At 65.0% G+C, this 24329-nt stretch carries 15 protein-coding genes and 1 tRNA gene; 6 read left to right on the top strand and 10 right to left on the bottom strand.

Features of this window, described 5'->3' with window-relative positions; translation table 11 throughout:
- Positions 1-5 precede the first annotated feature (5 nt).
- Complete coding sequence (gene mrcB / locus AC13FW_RS09815) at positions 6-2432, bottom strand: penicillin-binding protein 1B (protein WP_482988926.1); 2427 nt, start codon at positions 2430-2432, stop codon at positions 6-8.
- 96 nt (positions 2433-2528) lie between these two features.
- Here mrcB and AC13FW_RS09810 point away from each other — a divergent pair, with 96 nt between their 5' ends.
- Entirely contained in the window at positions 2529-4631 is a 2103-nt protein-coding gene (locus AC13FW_RS09810; RefSeq protein ID WP_482988925.1) for a glycosyltransferase, read from the top strand.
- A gap of 156 nt (positions 4632-4787) precedes the next feature.
- Here the strand turns inward: AC13FW_RS09810 and AC13FW_RS09805 are convergent, their stop codons facing one another.
- Together AC13FW_RS09805 and AC13FW_RS09800 are read right to left on the bottom strand one after the other, a co-directional pair.
- Complete coding sequence (locus tag AC13FW_RS09805) at positions 4788-6335, bottom strand: hypothetical protein (protein WP_482988924.1); 1548 nt, start codon at positions 6333-6335, stop codon at positions 4788-4790.
- Between the two features lie 13 nt (positions 6336-6348).
- Positions 6349-8505: a RelA/SpoT family protein gene (locus AC13FW_RS09800; RefSeq protein ID WP_482988923.1), complete on the bottom strand. Its 2157-nt coding sequence runs from the start codon at positions 8503-8505 to the stop codon at positions 6349-6351.
- Between the two features lie 61 nt (positions 8506-8566).
- On the opposite strand from AC13FW_RS09800, the gene AC13FW_RS09795 reads away from it, so the two are divergent.
- Complete coding sequence (locus AC13FW_RS09795) at positions 8567-9082, top strand: hypothetical protein (RefSeq protein ID WP_296251173.1); 516 nt, start codon at positions 8567-8569, stop codon at positions 9080-9082.
- 77 nt (positions 9083-9159) lie between these two features.
- Positions 9160-9672: a DUF4124 domain-containing protein gene (locus AC13FW_RS09790; protein ID WP_482988922.1), complete on the top strand. Its 513-nt coding sequence runs from the start codon at positions 9160-9162 to the stop codon at positions 9670-9672.
- Between the two features lie 12 nt (positions 9673-9684).
- On the opposite strand, the gene hrpA is transcribed toward AC13FW_RS09790, so the two are convergent.
- A complete protein-coding gene (hrpA, locus tag AC13FW_RS09785; RefSeq protein WP_482988921.1) occupies positions 9685-13911 on the bottom strand; it encodes an ATP-dependent RNA helicase HrpA in 4227 nt (1408 codons plus the stop codon).
- An 88-nt stretch (positions 13912-13999) separates the two neighbouring features.
- Between hrpA and AC13FW_RS09780 the strand changes: the two genes are divergently transcribed.
- Positions 14000-14596, top strand: a complete 597-nt coding sequence (locus tag AC13FW_RS09780) for a Dps family protein (RefSeq protein WP_282273315.1) — start codon at positions 14000-14002, stop codon at positions 14594-14596.
- A gap of 468 nt (positions 14597-15064) precedes the next feature.
- The gene (gene recQ, locus AC13FW_RS09775) at positions 15065-16867 is read left to right on the top strand and encodes a DNA helicase RecQ (RefSeq protein WP_482988920.1); all 1803 of its coding nucleotides are present in this window, start codon (positions 15065-15067) and stop codon (positions 16865-16867) included.
- 37 nt (positions 16868-16904) lie between these two features.
- Here the strand turns inward: recQ and AC13FW_RS09770 are convergent, their stop codons facing one another.
- Positions 16905-19658, bottom strand: coding sequence for a protein kinase domain-containing protein (locus AC13FW_RS09770; RefSeq protein WP_296253593.1), 2754 nt, complete (start codon positions 19656-19658; stop codon positions 16905-16907).
- 23 nt (positions 19659-19681) lie between these two features.
- Positions 19682-20302 (bottom strand): ECF-type sigma factor, encoded by a 621-nt coding sequence (locus AC13FW_RS09765; protein WP_296253595.1) that lies wholly within the window; start codon positions 20300-20302, stop codon positions 19682-19684.
- 549 nt (positions 20303-20851) lie between these two features.
- Here AC13FW_RS09765 and AC13FW_RS09760 point away from each other — a divergent pair.
- Positions 20852-21664, top strand: coding sequence for a DUF5694 domain-containing protein (locus tag AC13FW_RS09760; protein WP_296253597.1), 813 nt, complete (start codon positions 20852-20854; stop codon positions 21662-21664).
- Positions 21665-21899: 235 nt separating this feature from the next.
- Here the strand turns inward: AC13FW_RS09760 and AC13FW_RS09755 are convergent.
- The 4 genes from AC13FW_RS09755 to ybgF all read right to left on the bottom strand — a co-directional run bounded on the left by AC13FW_RS09755 (position 21900) and on the right by ybgF (position 24236).
- Positions 21900-21975: transfer RNA gene (locus AC13FW_RS09755), tRNA-Lys, on the bottom strand.
- A gap of 60 nt (positions 21976-22035) precedes the next feature.
- Positions 22036-22707 carry a 7-cyano-7-deazaguanine synthase QueC gene (gene queC, locus AC13FW_RS09750; RefSeq protein ID WP_296253817.1) on the bottom strand — a complete coding sequence of 224 codons (672 nt, stop codon included), beginning with the start codon at positions 22705-22707 and terminating at the stop codon, positions 22036-22038.
- A 77-nt stretch (positions 22708-22784) separates the two neighbouring features.
- On the bottom strand, positions 22785-23474 hold the full coding sequence (gene queE / locus AC13FW_RS09745; RefSeq protein ID WP_296253826.1) for a 7-carboxy-7-deazaguanine synthase QueE: 690 nt from the start codon (positions 23472-23474) through the stop codon (positions 22785-22787).
- A 33-nt stretch (positions 23475-23507) separates the two neighbouring features.
- Positions 23508-24236, bottom strand: coding sequence for a tol-pal system protein YbgF (ybgF, locus tag AC13FW_RS09740; protein ID WP_482988919.1), 729 nt, complete (start codon positions 24234-24236; stop codon positions 23508-23510).
- Between the last annotated feature and the right edge of the window lie 93 nt (positions 24237-24329).

Raw genomic sequence — 24329 nt, 5'->3', positions numbered from 1 at the left:
CGGGATTATCGCGCAGGCGTCTGCGCAGCGGGGGCCGCAGCCGGTTCAGGTTCCTTGCGATCCAGTCCCAGCCAACCACGCCAGCCGCCGCCGGACTGTTCCTGCGCACCGTCAGCACCTTCTTCCAGTGGCACTTCCGCCGGCACAGCACAGGGCACGTACTGCGGCGCATAGCCAACCACGAACGGGAAGCGGCGCGCGCCCGGGCAGGATTCGTCGGTGGCATTGCTGCCTGCCGCTTCCACGTACTGCCAGTCCAGGCCCTTGTTGTTCACCTGCAGGGCCTTGCTCGGCAGGTTGCGGAAGATACCCGACCACACCCGCATCGCGCCGGAAGCGCCAAACAAACCGGTCTGCTCGTTCTGGTCGTTGCCCATCCAGATCACCGCCAGATGGTCACCGGTATAACCGGCGTACCAGCTGTCACGGCCGTCGTTGGAAGTACCGGTCTTGCCGGCGGCCTGCAGCCGCGACAGGCCTGCGGCGTTCAAGCCCGAGGCGGTGCCGCTGGACACCACCTGCTGCAGGCCGACACTGATCAGGTTGGCGGCGATCGAATCGCCCTCCTGTGCCGGCGCCGGGCTCTTGTCATAGCGCTTGAGCAGCTTGCCCTGCGCATCGACCACGCCACGCACCGCATGCAGCGGCTGGATTTCACCGCCGGAGGCGAGGAACTGGTATAGCTGCGCCATGCCGTACGGGCTCTGGTCGGTGGAACCCAGGATCACCGCCGGATTGGACTCGGCCTTGAGCCCGGCCAGCACATTGATCAACTGGGTCAGCCGTTCCGGACCGACCTGCATGCCAACGCGCACGGTGGCCTGATTGTAGGAACGGGCCAACGCATCGATCAGCCGCACCGTACCGTGGCTGCGGTTGTCGGCATTGCCCGGCGTCCAGTTGCGGCCGCGGCTGAGCTTGACGGTCACCGGTGAGTCATCGACCCAACTGGCCAGCGAGTAGCGATCCGGTTGAGCCAATGCCAGCAGGTAGACAAAGGGTTTGAGCAGCGAACCAACCTGCCGCTGCGCGTCGATGGCGCGGTTGAAACCCGGTTCGGATACATCACGGCTGCCGACCACGGCCAGCACGTCACCATTGTGCACGTCAGTGACCACCAGGCCGGTCTGCAGCTCCGGGCGACGCTTGTTCTCCAGCGCCTTGATGGTGTGCGCCACCGCGCCCTCGGCATAGGCCTGGGCCGACGGCGACATGCCGGTGAAGACATTCAGGCCGGCGCCTTGCAGCACGCTTTCCGGGTAGTCGTTACCCAGCTGGCGACGTACCAGGTCGACATAGGCCGGGAACCGGTTGGCGGCGGCGATACCTGCCGTCTTGGACACGCCCAGCGGCGCCTTGAGGGCACGCTGGTACTCGGCATCGTCGATCAATTTGTTTTCGTGCAGCTTGCCCAGCACGAAGTTGCGGCGGTCCAGTGCGTTCTCGGGATTGCGCCGCGGGTCGTAGAACGACGGGCCTTTGACCAGACCGATCAGCAAGGCGATCTGTTCGCTGCTCAGCGAGTTGAGGTCGCGGCCAAACCAGAACTCAGCACCGGAGGACACGCCATGGATGGCCTGCTTGCCGCGCTGGCCCAGGTAGACCTGGTTGAGATAGGCCTCAAGGATGGTGGACTTGTCGTAGCGCGCTTCCATGATCAGCGCGTACAGCACCTCGTTGAACTTGCGGGTGATCGTCTGTTCCTTGCCGATGCCGAGCAGGCCGCTGCGGGCCAGCTGCTGGGTCAAGGTGCTGGCGCCCTGCCTGGTCTCACCCCCCGTACGGATGGTCACCCACACCGCGCGCGCGATGCCGCTCAGATCAATGCCGTGATGACGGGCAAAGTCCTTGTCTTCCACTGCCTGCAGGCCGGTGACCAGCAGCTCCGGCACATCGCCCACCCGCACCAGCCGGCGCTCTTCCTGCTTCTGCCCGTACAAGGTGGCGATACGTGCCGGATCCAGCCTCGCGGCTTTCAGCGCCTTGCGGCTGCCAGCATCGCGCAATGAAGCCACCTGCCCACCGGAAACCACCACGTCCACCTTGCGCGCGGCGACATTGCCATCAACGTCGACATAACCGCGGCTGGAAATACTGAAGCTGCCGCCCTGCACCTTGTAGGTGCCGGGACTGTTGCCAGCGCCATCATCGCGGTAACCGGACGCCGCCAGCTCGGTCTTCAACGTATTGGCGTTCATCGCCGTGCCCGGGCTGAGCACCAGCGGCCGCGCATAGACGCGGGTGGGGATCTGCCAACGCAGCTCGCCAAAACGCTGGCTGACCTGACTGTTCAGGTAGAGCGTATACGGGATCATGAAACCCAGCCCCAATGCGGCTGCAGCCAATCCCCAGGTGATCAAGCGGCTCCGCCACACAGGGCTGTTGCCGTCGGTATCGTCTTCGAACTGGTCGGAATCGTGGCGTCGTGGCACAGGGATGCGAGAATGTGGTTTGCAATGAGTCTAACGCAGCCGCATCCCCGGGGGCGTTGGCTGTCAGTTCCCTGCTTAAGCTGGAGTTCCAAAGGAATGTCGATTTCGCTGGCCGATGCGCGCTACGCCGTCAATCGCATCATCGGCCTGATCCGCCGGGGCCTGGCCAGCCTGCGCACCCGCGGCTGGCGGGCCACGCTGCACCGGGTTGGCGTGCACACCCGCCGCCAACCGCCCGCTCAGCGCGAACCGCTGTACTTCCCCGCCAACGTCCCGTTTGCGCCGTTCCGTGTGCCCGGCAGCGAGCGCCCAACGGCCAGCATCGTCATTCCTGTCTACAACCATTGCGCTCATACGCTGGCCTGCCTGCGCGCCCTGGCCGCGCATCCGCCTGCCGCCAGCTGCGAGATCCTGGTGATCGATGACGGCAGCAGCGACAACACCCGCGAATGGATGCAACAGATCGATGGACTGCGCTACCACCTGCGGCCGCAAAACGGTGGCTTCATCGCAGCCTGCAACGATGGCCTGCGCCTCAGCCGCGGTGACCATGTGGTGTTGCTCAACAACGACACCATTCCCCAACCCGGCTGGCTGGACGCACTGCTGGAAACCTTCGACCGCGTGCCGGACGCCGGCCTGGTCGGTGCACAGCTGCTGTATCCGGATGGCCGCCTGCAGGAGTCCGGCGGCGTGGTCTTCGCCGATGGCAGCTGCTGGAGCTACGGCCGTTTCGAGTCGGCCGAAGACCCCCGCTACAGCGCGCTACGCGATGCCGACTATTGCTCCGGCGCAGTCTTGGCCATACCAAGGCTGTTGTTTGAAGAACTGGGTGGGCTGGACAGCCGCTATGCGCCGGCCTATTACGAAGACACCGACCTGGCCTTCAAGGTACGCGCCGCTGGACGCCGCGTGCTGGTGCAACCTGCCAGCCGCGTCGTGCACGACGAGGGCACCAGCAATGGCACCGACACCAGCACCGGGGTCAAGGCCTATCAGGTCCGCAATCAAGCGGTATTCGCCAAGGTCTGGCAGGACGCACTTGCCGCGCAGCCAGCAGCAGGCAGCGTACCGTCACCTGCCCTGCTGCATCGCCGCCAGCGACAGATCCTGATCATCGATGAGTGCCTGCCACAACCCGACCGTGATTCGGCCTCGCTGCGCCAGTTCAACCTGATCCGCATGCTGCTGGCAGAAGGCGCGCATGTGGTGTTCCTGCCTACCCGCGGCGAACCCGCCAGCGCGGCGAGCCAGACCCTGCAGGCCATGGGCGTGGAGGTCTGGCATGCGCCCTTCCTCGACCGCGTTGGCAGCTGGTTGCGTGACAACGGCAAACGCTTCGCCGTGGTCATGCTGGTCCGCTACCACGTTGCCAACGAGTGCCTGCCGTTGTTGAAACAGTTTGCCCCGCAGGCGCGTACCGTGTTCGACACCGTCGACCTGCACTACCTGCGCGAGCGCCGTGGTGCCGAGCTGGCCCGCGACCAGCGCCTGCTGCGCAGCGCCGAACGCACCCGCGCCAGCGAGCTGGCGGTGATGGCAGCCACCGATGTGACCCTGCTGGTCAGCGCGGCTGAAAAAGAGCAGCTGGCGACCGACGCACCACAGGTGCAGGTCGAACTGATCTCCAATCTGCATGAAGTCGCTGGCGCTGGCCAGGGCTGGGCACAACGGCATGATCTGGTGTTCGTCGGCGGCTTCCGCCACCCACCGAATCTGGATGCGATGACCTGGTTCATCGGCGAGGTGTTCCCGCTGATCCATGCCCAGCGTCCGGAGATCCAATTCCACTGCATCGGCGCCGATGTACCTGACAGCATCCATGCGCTGGCCGGCGGCAGCCCCGGCGTGCAGGTACATGGCTATGTCCCCGATGTTGTTCCCTTCATGACCGGCATGCGTGTTGCGGTGGCGCCGCTGCGCTTCGGCGCCGGGGTCAAGGGCAAGGTCAACCTGAGCATGGCCCACGGCCAGCCAGTTGTGGCCACCACCTGCGGCGTGGAAGGCATGCACCTGCATGATGGCCAGGATGTACTGGTTGCCGACGGCAGCCAGGCCTTTGCCGATGCAGTGCTGCGCCTGTATGACGACGCGGCGCTATGGGAAAAGCTGTCAGGCAACGGTTTGGCCAATATTGCCGAGCACTTCTCGATGGATGCGGCGTGCCTCGCCGTGCAGCGGGTGTTTTTTTCCCCATAGCGCACGTCGCTCGTTCAATCACACCAGATGCAAGCGTGCACGCGCAGCCGGACCATCGATGGAGCGCGGTCATGCTGCGCTGGAGCCATACCGGTAAAGCCCAGCCGAGCGTAGCTCAGCGCTATCCGGCTCATCCCGGCCCAGCGCCCGCGACAATCAACGCAGCGCGTTGCGCACCCGTTCGCTGAAGCCGGCAATTTCCGGCGTCGCCGGATCGATTTCGCGTGCCTGCAGCAGCGCCTGCTGTGCAAAGGCGGTGTCGCCGCCTCCCAAACGCTCGCTGCCAACCGCGATCCAGCGCTGCGCCAGCCGTCGCCGCGCCGGTGCCAATGCAGGATCAGTCGGGGCAAGCGCCTGCCAGGCATCCAGGCAGGTACGTGCCGCACGCAGCCGATTGCCGCGCAGGTTGTCATCCAGGCAGGTGCGCGCGGCCGGAAGTATCCTTGCCGCCGCGCGTTTGACCCGCGGGTCCTGCGGTGCCAGCGCCTGTGCCGCCTTGAAGCGGTCGTAGGCGCTGCTGCCCGGTGGCAACAACCATTGCTGGCGGGCCTCGGCTTCGTCGAGTTGTTTGAGCAGCGCCTTCAAGCGGCGCTCGCGCTCGGCGCCGGCAACCGGTGCCTCCATCGACTGCCGGGCCTGACGCGCGCGTTGCAGCACCTGTTCGGCAGGGCTCAGCTCGGCACTGTCTGGCGCCAGTTCACGCGCGTGCTGGAGCGCGCGCTCAGCCGCTTCAAACTGAAAATCCGCAGCCAGACGCAATGCTTCCTGCACCTGCGCATGGGCGACGCGCTGCAGCCCCTGGCGGGCGACCGGGTCCTCGCCTGCCGCCAGCACCTGCTGGAAAGCAGTGGCTGCGCGCTGCAGGCGGCCGCGTGCCAGATCACGCTCGCCCTGCTGCCGACGCTGTTCCAGCGCGGCATTCATGACCGCCTTGACCCCGGGCAGATTGGCATGACCAGCATCATAGTGCTCCACCCGCTGCAGCAAGGCCGCCGCTGCAGCCAGATCACCGCGATCCGCCGCCCGCGTGGCCTGGGTCAACAGGTCGGACAGCACCTCGTCACGCCCTTCCAGCGCCTGCATCTTGTCCGGCTGCAGCGCCAGCACACGTTGGTACAGCGGCAAGGCCGCGTCCGCCGCATCATCCAGACGGCCCTGCGCCTGCGCGGCCTCGGCCTGCTGCAACAGCTGCTCGATGCCGTCATTCCCGCGCACCGCCTGCTGCAGCCTGGCCGCGAGCAGATCAATCTCGGCGGAAGGTGCCTGCAGTTGCCGCGCCAGCGCCAGGCTGGCCGCAGCCGCCTCGCGATCGCCTGCCGCCAACTGTGTGCGCGCCTGTGCAAGCGCTGCCTGCGCGGTCTGTACCAGCGCGTTGCGCACATCGCTGCGGTCCGGGTCCAGCGCGGCGGCAGCCTCAAACAGTTCACGTGCCCCGCGCCCGTCGGTGGCACTCAAGCGCCCCTCGCGCAGCGCCAGGCGGCCGTCATCGAGCAGTTGCTGGATCTTGGTTTCCGGCCACAGCCAGTCGGCCAGCGGCTGCCGGAACAACGCCAATAGCAGCGCCAAGGCGGCCACGCCGATGGCGATCGAACGCCAGGCACGCGGGCTGTTCCAGCCACGCGCCACCCACCAGCGCCCGTACAGCCGCAGCTTGTCGCCGAATGTCTCCAATCCCTGTTGGCCGCGCTGACGCCAGTTCTCCATGCGCCAAGCTTACCTATCCCAGCCTTCGCGCATCGTCTACGCCGGGCAAGGCATCGAGTTTTCCAAGCAGGGTGGACAGCTGGCCGTAGTCACTCACCTTCAAGCGCAGGCGCAATTGGATGCGTCCGCTCTCGCGCAGGTTGTCGCTGTTGATCTCCAGCACATAGGCATCCTCCTGCGCGATCAGGTTGGTGATGTCCTTCAACAGCCAGCGGCGGTCAACCGCGCGCACCATCACATCCACCTCATAGCCGGTGCCGGTACGTCCCCATTCGACCGGCAATACCCGTTCCGGATGGGCGGCCGACAAGCGCGCCAGCGACGCGCAGTCCATGCGATGCACGGTGACACCTCGGGTGCGGGTGAGGTAGCCGGTGATCGGCTCACCGGCCACCGGTTGGCAGCAACGCGCCAACTGCACCAGCAGATTGCCCACGCCCTGCACGGTGAAATCGGACTTGCCGATGCTGCCACGGCGCGCAGTCGGCCTTGGCAGTACCGGTGCTGCCGGTTGCGAGGCGGCTTTTTCGGCCTCCAGCAGCGCGCGGCTGACCTGGTTGGGTCCGGTATCGCCCAGAGCAACCTGGATGTACAGATCGTCGACGCTGTCGGCGTGGAACTTGCGCGCCGCCACCATCAGGTCCGAATGCTGCAGGCCCAATCGCTTCAATTCACGGTCCAGAAGCTCACGGCCGGCCTGCACGTTGCGGGCACGGTCGAGCTTGTGGAACCAGTTGCGGACCTTTTCGCGCGAACGCCCGCTGGCCAGGAAACCATTGGACACCAGCAGCCAGTCGCGCCGGGGGTCAGCTTCCTTGCCGGTAAGGATCTCGACGCGGTCGCCGCTGCGCAGGCGGTAGGTCAGCGGCACGATCCGGCCGTTGATCTTGGCCCCGCGGCAACGGTGCCCGACCATGGTGTGCACGTGGTAGGCGAAATCCAGCGGTGTGGCGCCCGCCGGCAGGTCCATCACCTCGCCTTTGGGGCTGAGCGCATAAACCCGGTCCTCGATCAGCTCGGCATCCAGCGCGCCGGCCAGATCATCCGCACTGCCGGGCTCCTGGGCCTGCTCCAGCAACTGCCGCATCCAGGTGATCTTGCGATCGAAGGCCTTCTCCGCGCCCTTGCCGCCCTCCTTGTACTTCCAGTGCGCGGCCACGCCCAGTTCGGCCTGCGCATGCATTTCGTGGGTGCGGATCTGCACTTCGATGGTGCGACCTTCCGGGCCGATCACCGCGGTATGCAGCGACCGATAGTCATTGGCTTTGGGGCGCGCGATGTAATCGTCGAACTCGCTGGGAATCGGCGTCCACAGCGCATGCACCACGCCGAGCGTGGCGTAGCAGGCACCAACGTCATCGACCATCACCCGCACCGCGCGCAGGTCATACAGCTGTTCGAAGGCCAGCTGCTTCTTCTGCATTTTCCGCCAGATGCTGTAGATGTGCTTGGGTCGGCCGCTGACTTCAGCACCGATGCCCTGCTCGGCCAGGGCAGCCGACAGCTTCTTCTTCACCGCCTCGACATAGCGCTCACGGGCGATACGGGTTTCGTCCACCTCGCGGGCGATATGGCGGTAGGTGTCCGGTTCGAGGAAGCGGAATGCCAGATCCTCCAGCTCCCACTTCAACTGCCAGATACCCAACCGGTTGGCCAGCGGTGCGTGGATGTCGCGGGTCAGCTGGGCCAGCGCACGGCGCTCCTCGGCCGGCAGTTTGTCGGCCGCACGCATGCAGGCCAACTGCCGGGACAGCAGGATGGGCACCACCCGCAGGTCATGGATGATCGCCAGCAGCAGCCGGCGCAGGCCTTCGCTGTTGCGGCCGGCTTCGCGCCCGGCGTGCAGCGCCCACACCTGGTCCGCAGCCTCCTGCCCGTCCAGCAGTCCGGTCACCGCCGTGGCACTTGGCCCCAGCGGCAGCTCGGCCGCGCGCGCGCGCAGCCCAGGCAGATCAAACAGCAGGGCGGCGACGATCACACTTTCGTCGGCGGACAGCAGCGCCAGCGAATCCAGGGTATCGGCAAGTACCGGCCAGGACAGGCGCGGCGACACATCCGTGTCCGCTTGCTGCCAGCAGGCCAGCAAGGCCTGGCGCAGCGGCTCGGACAGGGCACGGGTTGAGGCGCGCTGCAGCAGCGCTTCCAGGCCGGGGGTGAGGGAACTGTTCACAGCATTCAATTACGGGCGGATGCCCCTACACTAGCGCCCACCCTCTCTGGGAACAATGTTCATGAAGCTGCCCCGCCTTGCTGTCCTGCTTGCCGCCACCGCTCTGTCGTCGTACCCATTCATCGATGCACACGCCCAGCGCGTGGTGCAGGGGGATCTGCAACAGCAGATGTCCGCCGCGGAATTCAATGCCGCCGGCTTGAACAAGCTCAGCCCCGAGGAGCTGGTCACGCTCAACAACTGGCTGCAGGGCAAGGTCGCCGAGGCTGCCAGTGTTGCCGTGGAACAGGCACGCGAAGAAGGCCGCCAGGAAGTGATCGTCAAGAACCGCGGTTTTTTTGATTTCGGCTCCAAGGACCCCATCCAGGCAAACCTCGAAGGTGAGTTCCGCGGCTTCGGCAAGGGCCGTCAGTACACCCTGGACAACGGCCAGATCTGGGAACAGACCGATGAAGCGCGCGTCAGCGGCGTGCGCAAGCAAAGCCCGGCGGTGCGTATCACCCCCGGCCTGATGAACGTGTGGTATCTACAGATCGATGGCCTCAACACCCGCGCCAAGGTCCGCCGTACCAAGTAACTGTCCCTACCCTGCCCTGGCCGCATCCGCTTGGGCAGGTGTTTCCTGGTCGTTCCCACTGTGAGCCTGCCTTTGCCATGCGCGTATCCGTCCTGACCCTGCTGTTGCTGCTACTGCCCACCAGCGCCGTGGCACAGGTGTACAAATGCAAAGGCAAGTCCGGCGAAACCATGTATTCCGAGCACCCCTGCGATGCCCGCGCCGAACCGATGAAGCTGCGTGATTCACCGGTTTCAACTCCTGCGCCACTGCAACCTACAACCAACGAAGGCCAGGCGGCGGCGACGCCCGTCGACAGCAGGGAGCTGGCAGAGGCGCGCGAGGCCGAGCGCAGCTGCATCAGCACAGCCACCGCGTCCATCTATGGCTCGTCCAATGATCGTGTCGGCACCCTGCAGCAGCAGATGAGCATGCTCGGCGAGCAGCTCGCTGCCGCCGAGGATGCACAACGCAGCAAGGCCTTGCGGGAACGCATGGCGACCTTTCGCCAGGCCATCAGCCGCGAACATGCCAACGCCCATACACAGATGAACACCGCCCGTCGCGCCTGCGTCCAGCAGCACCGCCCGGGAGCCGCGACCGCCCGCTGAACGCAGCCGCGCTCAGCTGCGCAGTGCTGCCACCCGCTGCGCCAGCTTCTTGGCCGAGATACCGGAACGGAAGCCCAGCTCCTGGGCGAACAGCGATACCCGCAACTCCTCGATGTCCCAGCGCAAGGCCGCCCATTGCGGTCGCTGCGCCAGTCCCTGCACACGTGCCTCCTGCAAGGCATCAACGAAGGGTTTGAGCTCCAGCATGCGTGCCTGGTCACGCGGCGGATCGCGCTTGGCTCGTTCGGCACGCAGGATCATCGCCTTGAGGTAACGCGGGAACTGCGCCAGCGCATCGGCCGGCGTCTCGCGCAGGAAGCCCGCATGCACCAGACCGGCCAGCTGCGCCTGCATGTCGTCCAGGTTGCCCCGCGCCCAGCCCATCAATGGTGACTCCAGCTGCGGCTTCAACTCACCGGTCAAGCCGAGGATGCTTTCTGCCAGCTTGAGCCGCTCCATCGCTTCGCCGAACAGGCGCTTGCCGGCGTCGGCACAGCGCTGCTGGAAGGCATCCGGTGTGCGTATCGCTTCCAAGCCATCGGCCAGCACCGCGTTTACCGCCGCATCGACCAGATCGCCACGCAGCCGCTCCTGCGACTCGATGGACGCATACAGCAAGCCCGTCTTGGGCGACACAGGCAGCTGTTTGCGTGCCTGCTTGAGCTTGTCGGCCAAGGCGATCTCCAGCAGGCGGCGGACGCCTTGCGGATGCGCAAGCGCAGCTTCACTCTTGTCGGCGAAGATGCGCAGCGCAGCGGCCTCGCCGGTATCGACCAGCGCCGGATAGGCCGGCACCCCGGCTTCACCCGGAACCTGCTCGGGAATGGCGGTGGCTGGAAATTCGCGCAGCCCCTCGGCTGCCAGGGCCGCGCCTGCACGTGCAGCAAACGCACTACCGGCGCGCTCTCCGAAGCGGGCACGCAGTGCATCCAGGTCACGTGACATGGCGAGCAGCTTCATCCCTTCTTTCTCACCAGCACCAGCCGATTTGCCACGTGTTGCGCTACCGGATGCTGCTTCAAACAAACGCAGATTCATGCGCAGGTGCGGGTCCAATGCGTCCATATCAAAGTCCGTCGCAGCGACCATCGCACCGGTAGCCTTGGACAGGAAGCGCGCCAGCTCGCCGCGGATGTCGTCAGCCGACGGCTGCGCCCAGGCTTCCGCAAACGCACGGCCAAAGTCCGGCGCAGGCACATAGTTGCGGCGCATGGCCTTGGGCAGGCTGCGGATCAGGGCCGAGGCCTTGTCGGCGACAAAGCCGGGGGCGAGCCATGACAGTCGCGCCGGATCCAGTGCATTGAGCAGGTGCAACGGCACGTCGAGGGTGACGCCATCTTCCTCGCTGCCTGGCTCGAAGCGATAGTGCATGGCCAACCTTGCATCGCCCAACGGGAAATACTTTGGATAGCGATCCTGCTCACTGCCCTCGCCCGGCAACAGATCGGTCAGCGACCAGTGCAGGCTGCGGCGCTGCTCCGGTGGCAGGGCCTTGTACCAACCATCGAGCAGATTGGCCGAATGGATATGCGATGGCACCCGATCCAGATACCAGCGCGCCTGCCAATCCTCGTCGGCAACGATACCGGCGCGGCGCAGCTTGGCTTCCTCTTCGCGCGCCTGCTCCAACAGCTTCATGTTGTCGGCGACAAAACCGGCGCGGGCATTGATCTCGCCAGTCACCAGCGCCTGCCGCACGAAGATGTCGTGCGCCTCGCCGGGATTGATCCTGCCGTAATGCACCGGCTTTTTCGGCGCCAGCACCAGCCCGAACAGGCTGATCTGCTCGGAGGCCAGCACCTGGCCCTGGGCACGCGACCAATGCGGATCGAAGTGCTTGCGCGCCAGCAGATGCGGCAACTCGGCAATCACCCAATCCGGCTCGATCGAGGCATTGGTCATGCCCCAGACGCGCGCCGTATCCAACAGCGTGGCACTGAGCACCCACGGCGGCGGCCGCTTGGCCAGGGCCGAACCCGGGAACAGATGGAAACGGCGCTGACGCGGCGCCTGGAAGTCGCCCTTGTCGGTGCGATGACCAATCTGGGTTGGCAGGCCTGCAAGAACTGCGCGATGAAGGGTCTGGTATGCCGCAATGCGTACCTTGTCCGGGATGGAGTTAAAACCGACTTTAAAACCGGGGTCAGAGTCGGGTTTCCCCCGAACTTTGTCCGCCGCGGAATGAATAGTTGGGAAACCCGACTCTGACCCCGGTTTTAAAGCCGGTTTTCCCTCGCGGGCCAGACGTGCAGCCTTGTGCTGCTCGCCACGCGTGGCTTTGCGCTTGGCCTCGGCATCACCACCGGCCGGCATGGCCGGCGGCGCCGCCAACAGCGCCTTGCCGAAGGCTTCGTCCTCGCCCATCGCCCAGCCCAGCTCCTCGCACAGCAGGCGCAGCTGGCGGTGCAGCTCGCGCCATTCGCGCATGCGCAGGAAACCGAGGAAATGGCGTCCGCACCAGTCGCGCAGTTTGGACTGGGTGAGCTCTTCGTGGGCATCGCGGTAGGCATTCCACAGCCGCAGGATGCCGATGAATTCGGAGCGTGCATCGGCAAACAAGGCGTGTGCATTGTCGGCCGCCTCACGTGCTTCCGGTGGCCGCTCGCGCGGGTCCTGGATACCAAGGAAGGAGGCAATCACCAGCATCTCACGCAGGCAACCGCCCTTCTGCGCGGCCACCAGCATGCGCGCCAGTTTCGTGTCCACCGGCAAGCGCGCCATCTGCCGGCCGATAGCGGTGAGCTTGCGCTCCTCGTCGATCGCACCAAGCTCTACCAGCTGTTGCCAACCGTCGGCCACCGCACGCTCGTCCGGCGCTTCCAGGAAGGGGAATTCGTCGATCTTGCCCAAGCCCAGCTGCAGCATGCGCAGGATCACGCCGGACAACGAAGAACGACGGATTTCCGGATCGGTGAACTCGGATCGGCTCAGGAAATCAGCCTCCGAGTACAGCCGGTAACACACGCCCTCGGAGATACGACCGCAGCGACCCTTGCGCTGGTTGGCGCTGGCCTGCGATACCGCTTCGATATGCAGGCGATCGAGCTTCTGCCGTGGGCTATAGCGTTTGACGCGGGCAAAACCCGGATCAACCACGTAGCGGATGCGCGGCACGGTCAGCGAGGTTTCGGCGACGTTGGTGGTCAGTACCACGCGTCGCTTCGGGCCGGGATTGAATACCCGGTCCTGGTCCTTGGCCGACAGCCGCGCGTACAACGGCAGCACTTCGGTTTCGCGGTATTTGCGACGTTCCAAAGCCTGGTGGGTATCGCGGATCTCGCGCTCACCCGGCAGGAAGATCAATACGTCGCCGCGCGCATCGCTGCGGGTGATTTCATCGACGGCAGCCACAATGGCCGCGACCGGATCCATCGCCGGATCGCTGTCCGCCTCGCTGCGTTTGCCGCGCGCCGGCGCCGCAGCGCTGTCGGCGCTCTGCCCCATGTCCTCCAGCGGCCGGTAACGCACCTCCACCGGGTAGGTGCGGCCTTCGACATTGACCACCGGCGCATTGTCGAAGTGGCGCGAGAAACGCTCGGTATCGATGGTGGCCGAGGTCACGATCAACTTCAGGTCCGGGCGCTTGCGCAGCAGCTGCTTCAGGTAACCCAGCAGGAAGTCGATGTTGAGGCTGCGTTCGTGCGCCTCGTCGATGATCAAGGTGTCGTAGCGCGACAACCAGCGGTCCGAGGCGATTTCAGCAAGCAGGATGCCGTCGGTCATGAACTTGATGCGGCTGTCTTCACCGACCTTGTCGGTGAAGCGCACCTGGTAACCGACCACTGTGCCCAGTTCGGTCTGCAGTTCCTCGGCCACGCGAGCAGCCACCGCGCGGGCGGCAATGCGCCGTGGCTGGGTGCAGCCAATCATCCCAGCCTCGCCGCGACCGGCCGCCAGGCACAGTTTGGGCAGCTGGGTGGTCTTGCCGGAGCCGGTCTCGCCAGCGATGACCACTACCTGATGGGCCCGGATCAGGCTACTGATCTGCTCGGCTTCACGTGCGATCGGCAGCGCTTCGTCCATGCTGACCGCGATCGGCCGCGCAGCGCGCTGCTGGCGCTGCGCGTGCGAGCGCTGCAGCTGCTGCTGGAAGGCCTGCTCGGCCGCCGCGTCCGCGGGCTTGCCCTGCCAGCGCGACAGCAGCCCCAACAGCCGCCCACGGTCACGGCTCATGCCTCCGTCAATCGCGGGGCGGGCAGCGCGCAGGCGCGCGGACAGGTCTTTCTCGATAGTGCTCATCAATCGTTCAACGTGAAAACTTGAAATGCAGGTATGGTGCGTGGAGCGCTATTGTGTAGCCATTCAACCCGCCAAGGAGAAAAGCGTCATGGCCAAGGCCAAGAACAGCAGCAAACCAGAAGCCGGAAAGAAGAAGCAGGCCGTCGCAGCAGCTGCCACCAGCACCGAGATCGGCAAGAAGAAGCTGGCCGCCGCGGCGCCCTCGGCCCCCGCGGTCAATATTGGGATCAAGGACGCAGATCGCAAGAAGGTCGCCGACGGCCTGTCGCACTTCCTGGCCGATTCTTACACGCTGTACCTGAAGACCCACAACTTCCACTGGAACGTCACCGGGTCGATGTTCAACTCGCTGCACAACATGTTCATGGACCAGTACACCGAGCAGTGGAACGCCCTGGACGAGATCGCCGAGCGCATCCGCGCTCTGGGTTTCAACGCGCCGGGTTCCTACCGCGAGTTCGCTGCGTTGACCTCGATTGCGGAAGAGCCAGGCCTGAATGACAGTGCCGACTGGCGCGAGATGGTCCGCCAGCTGGTGGTCGGCAATGAAGCCGTCTGCCGTACCGCACGCAAGGTGCTGGACCAGGCCGATGATGCCGACGACGCCCCCAGCGAGGACCTGCTGACCCAGCGCCTGCAGATTCATGAGAAGTATGCGTGGATGCTGCGGTCGCTGCTTCAGTAAACCCGTAGGGCTTCGCACCTCCGGTTTTTCCAAGCTTCCGTGAACGGAAGCTTGGACCCTGCTTCATCTGCTGGCCAGCCCCCCGCCTTCGGCCCGCCCCCTTGACTCAAGGGAGCGTTGCTCAAGATGGATCGCAGCGGCTTTCGGTAGTGCCGAGCCATGCTCGGCAGGGGTTTTATCGGCAAAGCCTCTGCCGAGCATGGCTCGGCACTACAGGGGCTCTATCGGCAAGGCCTCTGCCGAGCATGGCTCGGCACTACAGGAGCTCTATCGGCAAGACCCCTGCCGAGCATGGCTCGGCACTACAGAAGCTCTATCGGCAAGGCCTCTGCCGAGCATGGCTCGGCACTACGGGGGGTTTATCGGCAAGGCCCCTGCCGAGCATGGCTCGGCACTACAGGCAGGTCGCTGCCTGCCTGACGCTGTATCGGTCATTCAGCGCGGGCCGCCAACGGGTAAACTAGCGCGATGCCCCAGAGTCCCGCGCAACAACTGCTCTCCAGCGTTTTCGGTTACGACAGTTTCCGCGGCGATCAGCAGGCCATCGTCGAGCACGTTGCCAGCGGCAACGACGCCTTGGTTTTGATGCCAACCGGCGGCGGCAAATCCCTGTGCTACCAGATCCCGGCCCTGCTGCGTGAAGGCTGCGGCATCGTCATCTCGCCGCTGATCGCGTTGATGCAGGACCAGGTGGAGGCGCTGCACCAGGTCGGCGTGCGCGCCGAGTTCCTCAATTCCACGCTGGACGCCGAAACCGCCGCGCGGGTCGAACGCGAGCTGCTGGCTGGTGACCTGAAACTGCTTTACGTCGCCCCGGAGCGCCTGCTGACCGGGCGCTTCCTGTCATTGCTGGGCCGCGCCCACATCTCGCTGTTCGCCATCGATGAGGCCCATTGCGTCTCGCAATGGGGGCACGACTTCCGCCCCGAATACCGGCAGCTGACGATCCTGCATGAGCGCTGGCCGCAGGTGCCGCGGATCGCCCTGACCGCCACCGCCGATCCGCCTACCCAGCGCGAGATCGCCGAGCGCCTGGACCTGTCCACCGCCCAGCATTTCGTCAGTTCCTTCGACCGCCCCAACATCCGTTACACAGTGGTGCAGAAGGACAACGCCAAACGCCAGCTGCTGGGCTTCCTGCGCAATCACCGCGATGAGGCCGGCATCGTCTATTGCATGTCCCGGCGCAAGGTCGAGGAGACCGCGCAGTTCCTGTGTGGCGAAGGCATGCAGGCGCTGCCCTATCACGCTGGCATGCCGCCGGAGGTACGCGCCGCCAACCAGCGCCGCTTCCTGCGTGAGGACGGCATCGTGATGTGCGCCACCATCGCCTTCGGCATGGGCATCGACAAGCCGGACGTGCGTTTTGTCGCGCACACCGACCTGCCCAAATCGATGGAAGGTTATTACCAGGAAACCGGCCGTGCCGGCCGCGATGGCGAAGCCGCCGAAGCCTGGCTGTGCTACGGCCTGGGCGACGTGGTGCTGCTCAAGCAGATGATCGAGCAGTCCGAGGCCGGCGAGGAACGCAAGCAGCTGGAGCGTGCCAAGCTCGACCATCTGCTCGGATACTGCGAATCGATGCAGTGCCGCCGCCAGGTGCTGCTGGCCGGCTTCGGCGAAACCTATCCCAAGCCCTGCGGCAACTGCGACAACTGCCTTACCCCGCCCGCCGCCTGGGATGCCACCATTCCGGCGCAGAAGGCGCTGAGCTGCGTGTACCGCAGCGGCCAGCGTTTTGGCGTCGGCCACCTGATCGACATCCTGCGCGGCAGCGACAACGAACGCATCCGCCAGCTCGGCCACGACAAGCTCAGCACCTACGCCATCGGCAATGATCTGGATGCGCGCGCCTGGCGCGGCGTGTTCCGCCAGCTGGTTGCCGCCAGCCTGTTGGAAGTGGACCCGGAAAGCCACGGCGGCCTGCGCCTGACCGATGCCAGCCGCGATGTGCTGACCGGACGCCGGCAGATGATGATGCGCCGCGACGCGGCACCAACCCGCGAGCGCGAGCGCGGCGGCCCGCGCACCGGTCTGCCGGTGCAAGCCGGCGATCTGTCACTGTTCCAGGCCTTGCGTGGGCTGCGCGCGGAACTGGCGCGCGAGCAGAACGTGCCGGCATTCGTGATCTTCCACGACAGCACCCTGCGCAACATCGCCGAGCAGCGCCCGACCAGCGTCGACGCACTCGGCAAGGTTGGCGGCATTGGCGGCAGCAAGCTGGCCCGTTACGGCCAGCGCCTGGTCGAGATCGTGCGCGAGCAGGGCTGACGCGCAGCGACGAGCTGCCCAGCCCTGCCAGGGGCGGCTAACGCTGGCTCAGATTCTGCTCGGCCAGCAGTAGCAGCCCGTCCAGTTTGCGCCGATCCGGCGAGCCAGCCACCTGCAACCGCCCTATAAGCAGCAGCACACGCTGCAGCTCTTCCTTGGCCAAACGCGCATGCCCCAATTGCAGCAACGACTCGGCCAGCGCCAGGCTCGCCTCGACAACGGCGGCACTGCCTTTGCCCTGCCTGCTGCTGGCGAGTTCCAGCGCAGCCTTGCGCAACGTGAGCGCCAGCTCACCCTCGCCCTGCCGAACCGCCAGGTCAGCGCGGATTCCCAGCAGCCGCAGCTGCAGCTCATCCGCCACGGGTGCATCCATTCGCTCGAGCAATTGTCGCGCCTGCGCCAACTGTCCACTGCGCACATGCCAATCGATCCGGTTCAAGTGGGCCTGCACGCGACCAGGGGCATCGGCCGGCAGGCTCTTGCTCAACCCGTTGTCAGCGTGCATCAGCATCACGCCGGCCTCCTCCATCCGCCCATCACGCATCAGCAGCCGCGCCAGTTCGCTTTCGGCACGCAGGCTGGTGGGAGAATCCTCGCCCAGCTTCTGTTTGCGGATCATCCAGGACTGCCGATACAGCGCTTCGCCCGCTGCCAGTTCGCCGCGCAGCACTTTCAACGAACCGTAATTGAACAGACCCATCGAATACTCGACCGAATCCTCTCCATCCAGACGTGCGCTCAAGGCATTCCGTTTCTGGTAATGCTGCTCAGCAGCTGCGTAATCACCGGAATCCCGGTACAGGTCAGCCAGGCCGTCGTACTGCATGCGGACAAAGCTGCTCTCCGCACCATACAGCTCCAGCGCATATTGCATACCCGTTTGCAGCAGCGGCAACGCCTGTTCGTATTTGCCCTGTTCGCGGAGTATCTGCGCCAACCGCGTCTCGGCAGCCAACGCCAGGCTGGTCCGGCGACCATGCAGGTTGTCCAGCATCTGCCGGAACTCCTGCTCAGCCGATGCCTGCCGACCCCAGCGCAGGTACATCAGGCCCTTGTTGTACGACAACTCGCTTTTCTCGGCGCTGACGTCAACGTCCCTCGCATTCTGATACAGCGCCGCCGCGCTGTTGAAGGCCGCCTCGCCCAGATCAAAATGCTGCTGATTCACCAAGGCAAGACCCTTTGCACTGTAAAGGCGTGCCTGCACCACGGCTGGCGCCTTGCTGCCAATCAGTTGCAGCCCCTGCTCCGCCAACTGTCGACCCTGCTCACCATCACCGTCGAGCGTCTTCTGCACCGACAGATCCGCCAGCACATTCGCGGCATCCAATGGCCGCGCGACGCGCGGATCCATGAAGCCGGCGTAAGCCTGTTGCAGCAGTGTGTCGGCCTGATGCGAAGCACCAGCGTTCTGGTAGGCAACACCGAGCACTGCACGCATCCGTGCCAACTGTGCCGGGGCATCGGCCAGATCACGCGCGACCTGCAGCGTGGCCTTGTCCAGCAACTGGCGCGAACTCAACTCCTCGGCACCGCGCTCGGTGCGTAGAAACGGATCAGCGGTTTCGAACATGCCAACCATGAAGTTGCTGATCTGCTGCGCCACAACCGCCTCTTCCTGCGCCTGCCGCCGGGTCTCCCACAAACCAAATACGAACACCGCCAGCAGCGCGGTTGCACCCATACCTATTGCCGTGCCTTGCCAGTTCCGGCGCAGCGCTTTCCCAAGGTGATACAGGCGGCCACCGTTGCGTGCCAGTACCGGCTGCATCTCCAGATAGCGGCGCAGATCGGCCATCAAGGCCTCAACCGAGCGGTAGCGCAGGGAGATGTCGCTGGCGCATGCGCGTGCGACGATGGCATCCAGGTCGCCACGCAGGCGCCGCCGCCAAGGCAGATCAGCGGGTGTATTGGCACTGGGCGCAATCAATGCCTCACCCGTGTTCTGCGCCTCGCGCATCGACGGTTGTGTCGACAGCAGCTCCAGCAACATCACACCAAGACTGTAGACATCGCTGGCGGCACCGACGGAATGCCCGGCGATCAACTCCGGGCTTGCATAACCCGGCGTGCAGTAACCCGAATCGCGTTTGTCGCGCGCCTCGTTGAGCAGGCGCGCCAAGCCGAAATCCAACAACACAGGCTGGCCATTGGCCTGCACGAGCACGTTGGGCGGCTTGAGATCGCAATGCAGCACCAGCTGCTCATGTGCCGACTGCACGATGCTGCAGATTTCCAGGAACAGCGCAAGCCGTTGCTGCAGGCCCAGGCCCTGCTCGGCACACCAGCAATCCAGCGGCACCCCGTCGATGTATTCCATCACCAGATAGGGATACCCATCCGGCGTGGTGCCGCCATCGTAAAGACGCGCGACATTGGACAGCTGCAGGCCGGCCAACACCTGCCGCTCGGCGCCAAGCAGCTCCACCTCGGTGGCACCGGGCATGCCATGCAACAGCTTGATGGCAACCATGCGCTGGTAGAGACCGTCGGCGCGCTCGGCCTTGAACACGGTACCCATGCCGCCATGTGCGATGCGCTCGGTCAGCCGCCATGGCCCGAGCCGCTCACCCACGCCCAGTTCCGGCGCTAGGGCACGCGCCAGCGCGGTATCCAGACGATTGCTGACCCGGCTCAGGCCCACGGTCTGTGAGCGCAGCAGCTGCAACACTTCCTCGCGCACCGCGGGGTCGTCACTGCCCGTGTCGAGTGCCTGCTGCCATTGCTCGCGCGGTAGCTCGCAGATGGCATCGAACAACTCACGAACCTGCCGCCAACGCTCCGTCGCCATCACCGCATCACTGCCATCACTGCTCAGCGCAGCTGCCGGTTCAACCAGGCCCGCGCGAAGCGCAGGTCGCGGTCAACCGTTGGTGCGGATACATCCAGCACCAGCGCGATCTCATCGCGGCTCATGCCGCCGAAGTAGGTCAGTTCAATGGTGCTCGCTGCACGCGGCTCGAGTTCGGCCAGTTGATTCAATGCCTGGTGCAGGGCCAGTACGTCGTATCCGACGGCCGAATCGTCCTGCACCTGGTCCGCGTACGACAGCGTCAACTGCTCGGCATTGCCACCACGCTTGTCCGCCCCACGCGCGCGCAGGTGATCGACCAGCACCGAACGCATCTTCAGCGCGGCGATGGCGATGAAGTGGGCGCGGTCCTTGTAATCCGCATCGGTGCCCAGCAGGCGCATCAACGATTCGTTGACCAACGCCGCCGGCTGCAAGGTACCACTGGTCTGTTGCGACAAGCGGTTGCGGGCAATCAGCATCAAATCCGAGTACAAGGCTTCGAACAGATGCTCGCGCGCATCCATGTCGCCTTGTTGCCATCGGTGCAGTAACTGCGTGATCTGCTTGCTCAACCCTGTCCCCAGTGCATGGACGCCCACCAGGGCAACCGACGGTGCATCCCGCATATTAGAACCAGACATCGCGACTTCCAACCACAGCAGCTGATGCTGCTCTTTCCTGCTGCAGCACTGAGCGATCTGCCGAAGCTGCTTCTGCCACACCAGTCCACAAATGGCGAACACCGTCACAAACCGCACGGACCACCGGGACGTTCGCTGGTTTTCTTCGTTGATCCGCCCCGACAACGCTGAAGCAGAGGCCTGCCTGACCGTTGACAAAGTCTGGCCGGAGAAGGACGCTGCGCCACTTCGCGCCCACCAAGCGCTCAATCGGCAGATTCTATGCAACAGGGCGTGATGCAAGGCATGTGGGGACGAGGCATATTGATCTGCGCACTGTTGGCGGCAGGAGCCCAGGCTGAAGCCGGGCAAACCGAGTCCTTTGCTCCCGGCGCGCACAAGGGCCCTCGACTCGGGGCTCAGAACGAAGTCGCAGTGCTAGCCACGGCGCATCTGGCACGTTTGCCGGAAACCTTTGATCGATCGACGCTCGTCCCGCTGATTGACCGCCTTGCTGCGTGGCAACCGCAGGCAATCGCCGTCGAGACAGTCTCGGGACAGCAATGCGACATGTTGCGCCGCTACCCTGCCCGCTACGCATTGACGGTGAGCGACTACTGCCCTGACGTGTCAGCGGCGGCAAAGGCGACCGGATTGGATGTGGCAGCAGCGACTGCGGCCGCCGAGGAAATGCTGGTGAATTGGCCGGCGCAACCAAGCGCTGCCCAGCGTCGCGAACTGGCAGCCAAGTTCCTCGCTGCCGGAGAGCACGATTCCGCCCTTGTCCAATGGCTGCACCTGCCCGCGCCAGAGCGGCGCGCGGAGGGCGTTTTGAACCAGGAGCTGGTGGAGGCGCTGGAAGCACTGCGCAGCAGTCGCAACGAGAACACGCTGATCGCTGCACAGCTGGCGGTGCGACTGGGCCACCAACGGCTCTGGCCGATGGACGACCACAGTGCCGACCGCTATGGCCCGGACCCAAAGGCCTACGTGAAGGCTGTCCGCAAGGCGTGGGACAACCCTGCCAGCAAGCAGCGGGCAGCGCTGCACGGCGACCTGGAGACCCAACTCGACACACCCGAGAACGCACTGGCGATGTATCGGCGTGACAACGGCCCGGACGTCGCCCCGGCCGCGTTCGAAAGCGACTACGGAGCAGCGCTGGAAGAACCCTCCCCGCAGGGTTACGGGCGGATGTATGTCACGTCCTGGGAAACCCGCAACCTGCGCATGGCCGCCAACATCCGCGACCTGATGGGGCCGACCCCGGGCATGCGCACCCTGGTTCTGGTTGGCGCCTCGCACAAGGCGTATCTGGATGCCTATCTCGAGCAGATGCACGATGTGCGCATCGTCGATGTCCAGCAGGCCTTGCTGAAATAACGCACAAAGGCCGTGGCGAAAGCCGCGGCCGTGCCGACCTGACCGGAGCCCGGGCAAGCGCAGCGCTCCCGCGGCTTCTCAGCGACAACCGTCAAGATCACAGGATTGCCATCTCCCGGGTGCGCTGCGCCTACCGGGCTACGCTCGAGCTGCCAGTGCAGGCAACTTGCGGAACGGTCACCTTCCTGCGGGAAAACAAAAAAGGCTCCGGATCGCTCCGAAGCCTTGGTAATGCTGGTGGGCCGTGAAGGATTCGAACCTTCGACCAAAAGATTAAAAGTCTTCTGCTCTACCGACTGAGCTAACGGCCCAAACAAAGACCCGGCCGTAGCCGGGGCGCGTATTCTAACGCAATAAACGCAAAAACAACATCATGCGTAATGGGTTGGATCCGCCATGCCGGCGGCAGTGAAGCCATCGGCGCGCAGCTGGCAGGCGTCGCAGTGGCCGCAGGCCTTGCCGTCCATGTCGGCCTGGTAACAGGACACGGTCAGGCCGAAATCCACGCCCAGGCGCTGCCCTTCCAGTGCGATCTGTGCCTTGCTCAGGTACTGCAATGGCGCATGCACTCGGATGCCCGCGCCTTCCACGCCCGCCTTGGTGGCCAGGTTGGCCAGCGCCTGGAAGGCGGCGATGAACTCAGGACGGCAGTCCGGGTAGCCGGAGTAGTCAACCGCGTTGACACCACAGAAGATGTCGTTGGCACCCAGCACTTCGGCCCAGCCCAGCGCCAGTGACAGCATGATGGTATTGCGGGCGGGCACATAGGTGACGGGAATAGTGTCACCGGCACCGGCCTCGGGCACGTTGATGTCGTCGGTCAGCGCCGAGCCGCCGATGCTGCGCAGGTCGACCGCGACCACTTTGTGCCCGGCCACGCCCAAGGCGGCGGCTACGCGTGCGGCGGCTTCCAGTTCGGAGGTGTGGCGCTGGCCGTAGCGCACGCTCATGGCATGCACTTCGAAACCCTGTTCCTGGGCGATGGCGACGACGGCGGCTGAGTCCATGCCGCCGGAAAGAAGCACGACTGCTTTCTTTTTCATGGTGATGATCCGGTTGGGAGAGGAAAGCCAGCACGCTGTCCCGCGCCGGGGTAACGATTGGAGGGGGCGACGCCGGCTCAGTAACCCGGTGCGTCGTCCCACAGCAATTTGTGCAGCTGCATCTGGAAGCGTACCGGCAGGCGATCGGCGACGATCCAGTCGGCCAGCTCGCGCGGGCTGACCTGCGACTTGCTCGGTGAGAACAACACCATGCAGCGCTCCGGCAAACGGTGCTCGCTGAGCATGGACCTGGCCCACTCGTAGTCACCACGGCTGCAGATGACGAACTTGAGCTGGTCACGGGCGGTCAGCAGCGGAATGTTCTCCAGCCGGTTGCGCGCCATTTCCGCCGAATCCGGCGTCTTCAGGTCGACCACGCGTGATACGCGCGGATCCACATCGGCGATGTCCAGTGCGCCGGAGGTCTCCAGCGACACATCCAGGCCGGCTTCGCAGAGCTTGTGCAGCAGGATCAGGCAGCGCTTCTGCGCCAACGGCTCACCGCCGGTCACGCAGACGTGGCGCACGCCCTGTTTCAACACTTCGGCGACGATATCGTCGATGTCCCACCAGTCGCCGCCATGGAACGCATAGGCGGTATCGCAATACTGGCAGCGCAGCGGGCAGCCGGTCAGGCGCACGAACACGGTCGGCCAGCCAGCGGTATCGGCTTCGCCTTGCAGGGACAGGAAGATTTCAGTGATCTTCAGTCGCGGCAACGGCGACTGCACGATCTCGCTGGGAACAGCGGCGTTCGGAGAGTTCATATTCATTGGCCGCACCGTCGGTGCGGCACCACATCAACGCAGCTGCTGGCCGAGCCGGATCGACTGCAGTCGGTCCTGGGCAGTACGGGCCGCATCACTGCCGGGAAAACGGGAAACAACCTCTTCCAGGGTTTGTTGCGCCTGGGCATTGTTGCCTTCACCGAACTGCGACAGGCCAAGCTTCAGCAGACCGCCGGCAGCCTTGTCATGGGTCGGATAACGGGCAACCAGATCGCTGAACTGTGCCTCAGCCATCTTGAAATTACGGGTTGCATAGAAGCTCTCACCCAGCCAATACAAGGCATTGGGTGTGTAGGCAGCATTCGGGTACAACTCAAGGAAGCTCTGGAACAACTGCGCGGAGTCGGCATAGTTGCCGGCCTTCAACGCATCGAACGCGACGTTGTAGGCAGCGCGCTCATCACCGGCCGAAGCCAGCGTACCGGCATCGCCACGTACCGTCGGCGGACGTTCGGCAGCAGCCGCTGTCGGCTTTGCGGCCGCAGCGGCAGGCGTCACCGCGCCAGTGGCAGGAGCTGCCGGAGCGCCAGCACCGCCTTCAAGGCGATTGAGGCGACCGTCCAGGTCCAGATACTGATCGCGATTGCGCTGCTTCAGCTGTTCGTTCTCGTGCTGAAGCTGCTCGATCGTGCCCTGCAACGCCTGCATTTCAGTACGCAGCTGCTGCAGCTGATTGAGCATGTCGGTATTGGCCTGGCTGTTGTTGACCTGCGTTTCCAGCACGCCAACACGGTCAGCCAAACTTGCCCGCTGTGCATACGCGGGCGCGGGGGGGCCCCCCCCGGGCGGCGGCGCCCGCCGCGCCGGGGGGGGGGTGGGGGCGGGGGAGTGCGG

The sequence above is a fragment of the Stenotrophomonas sp. 21LCFQ19 genome (genome assembly GCF_056861425.1).
This window is presented reverse-complemented; position numbering and strand designations above follow the sequence as displayed.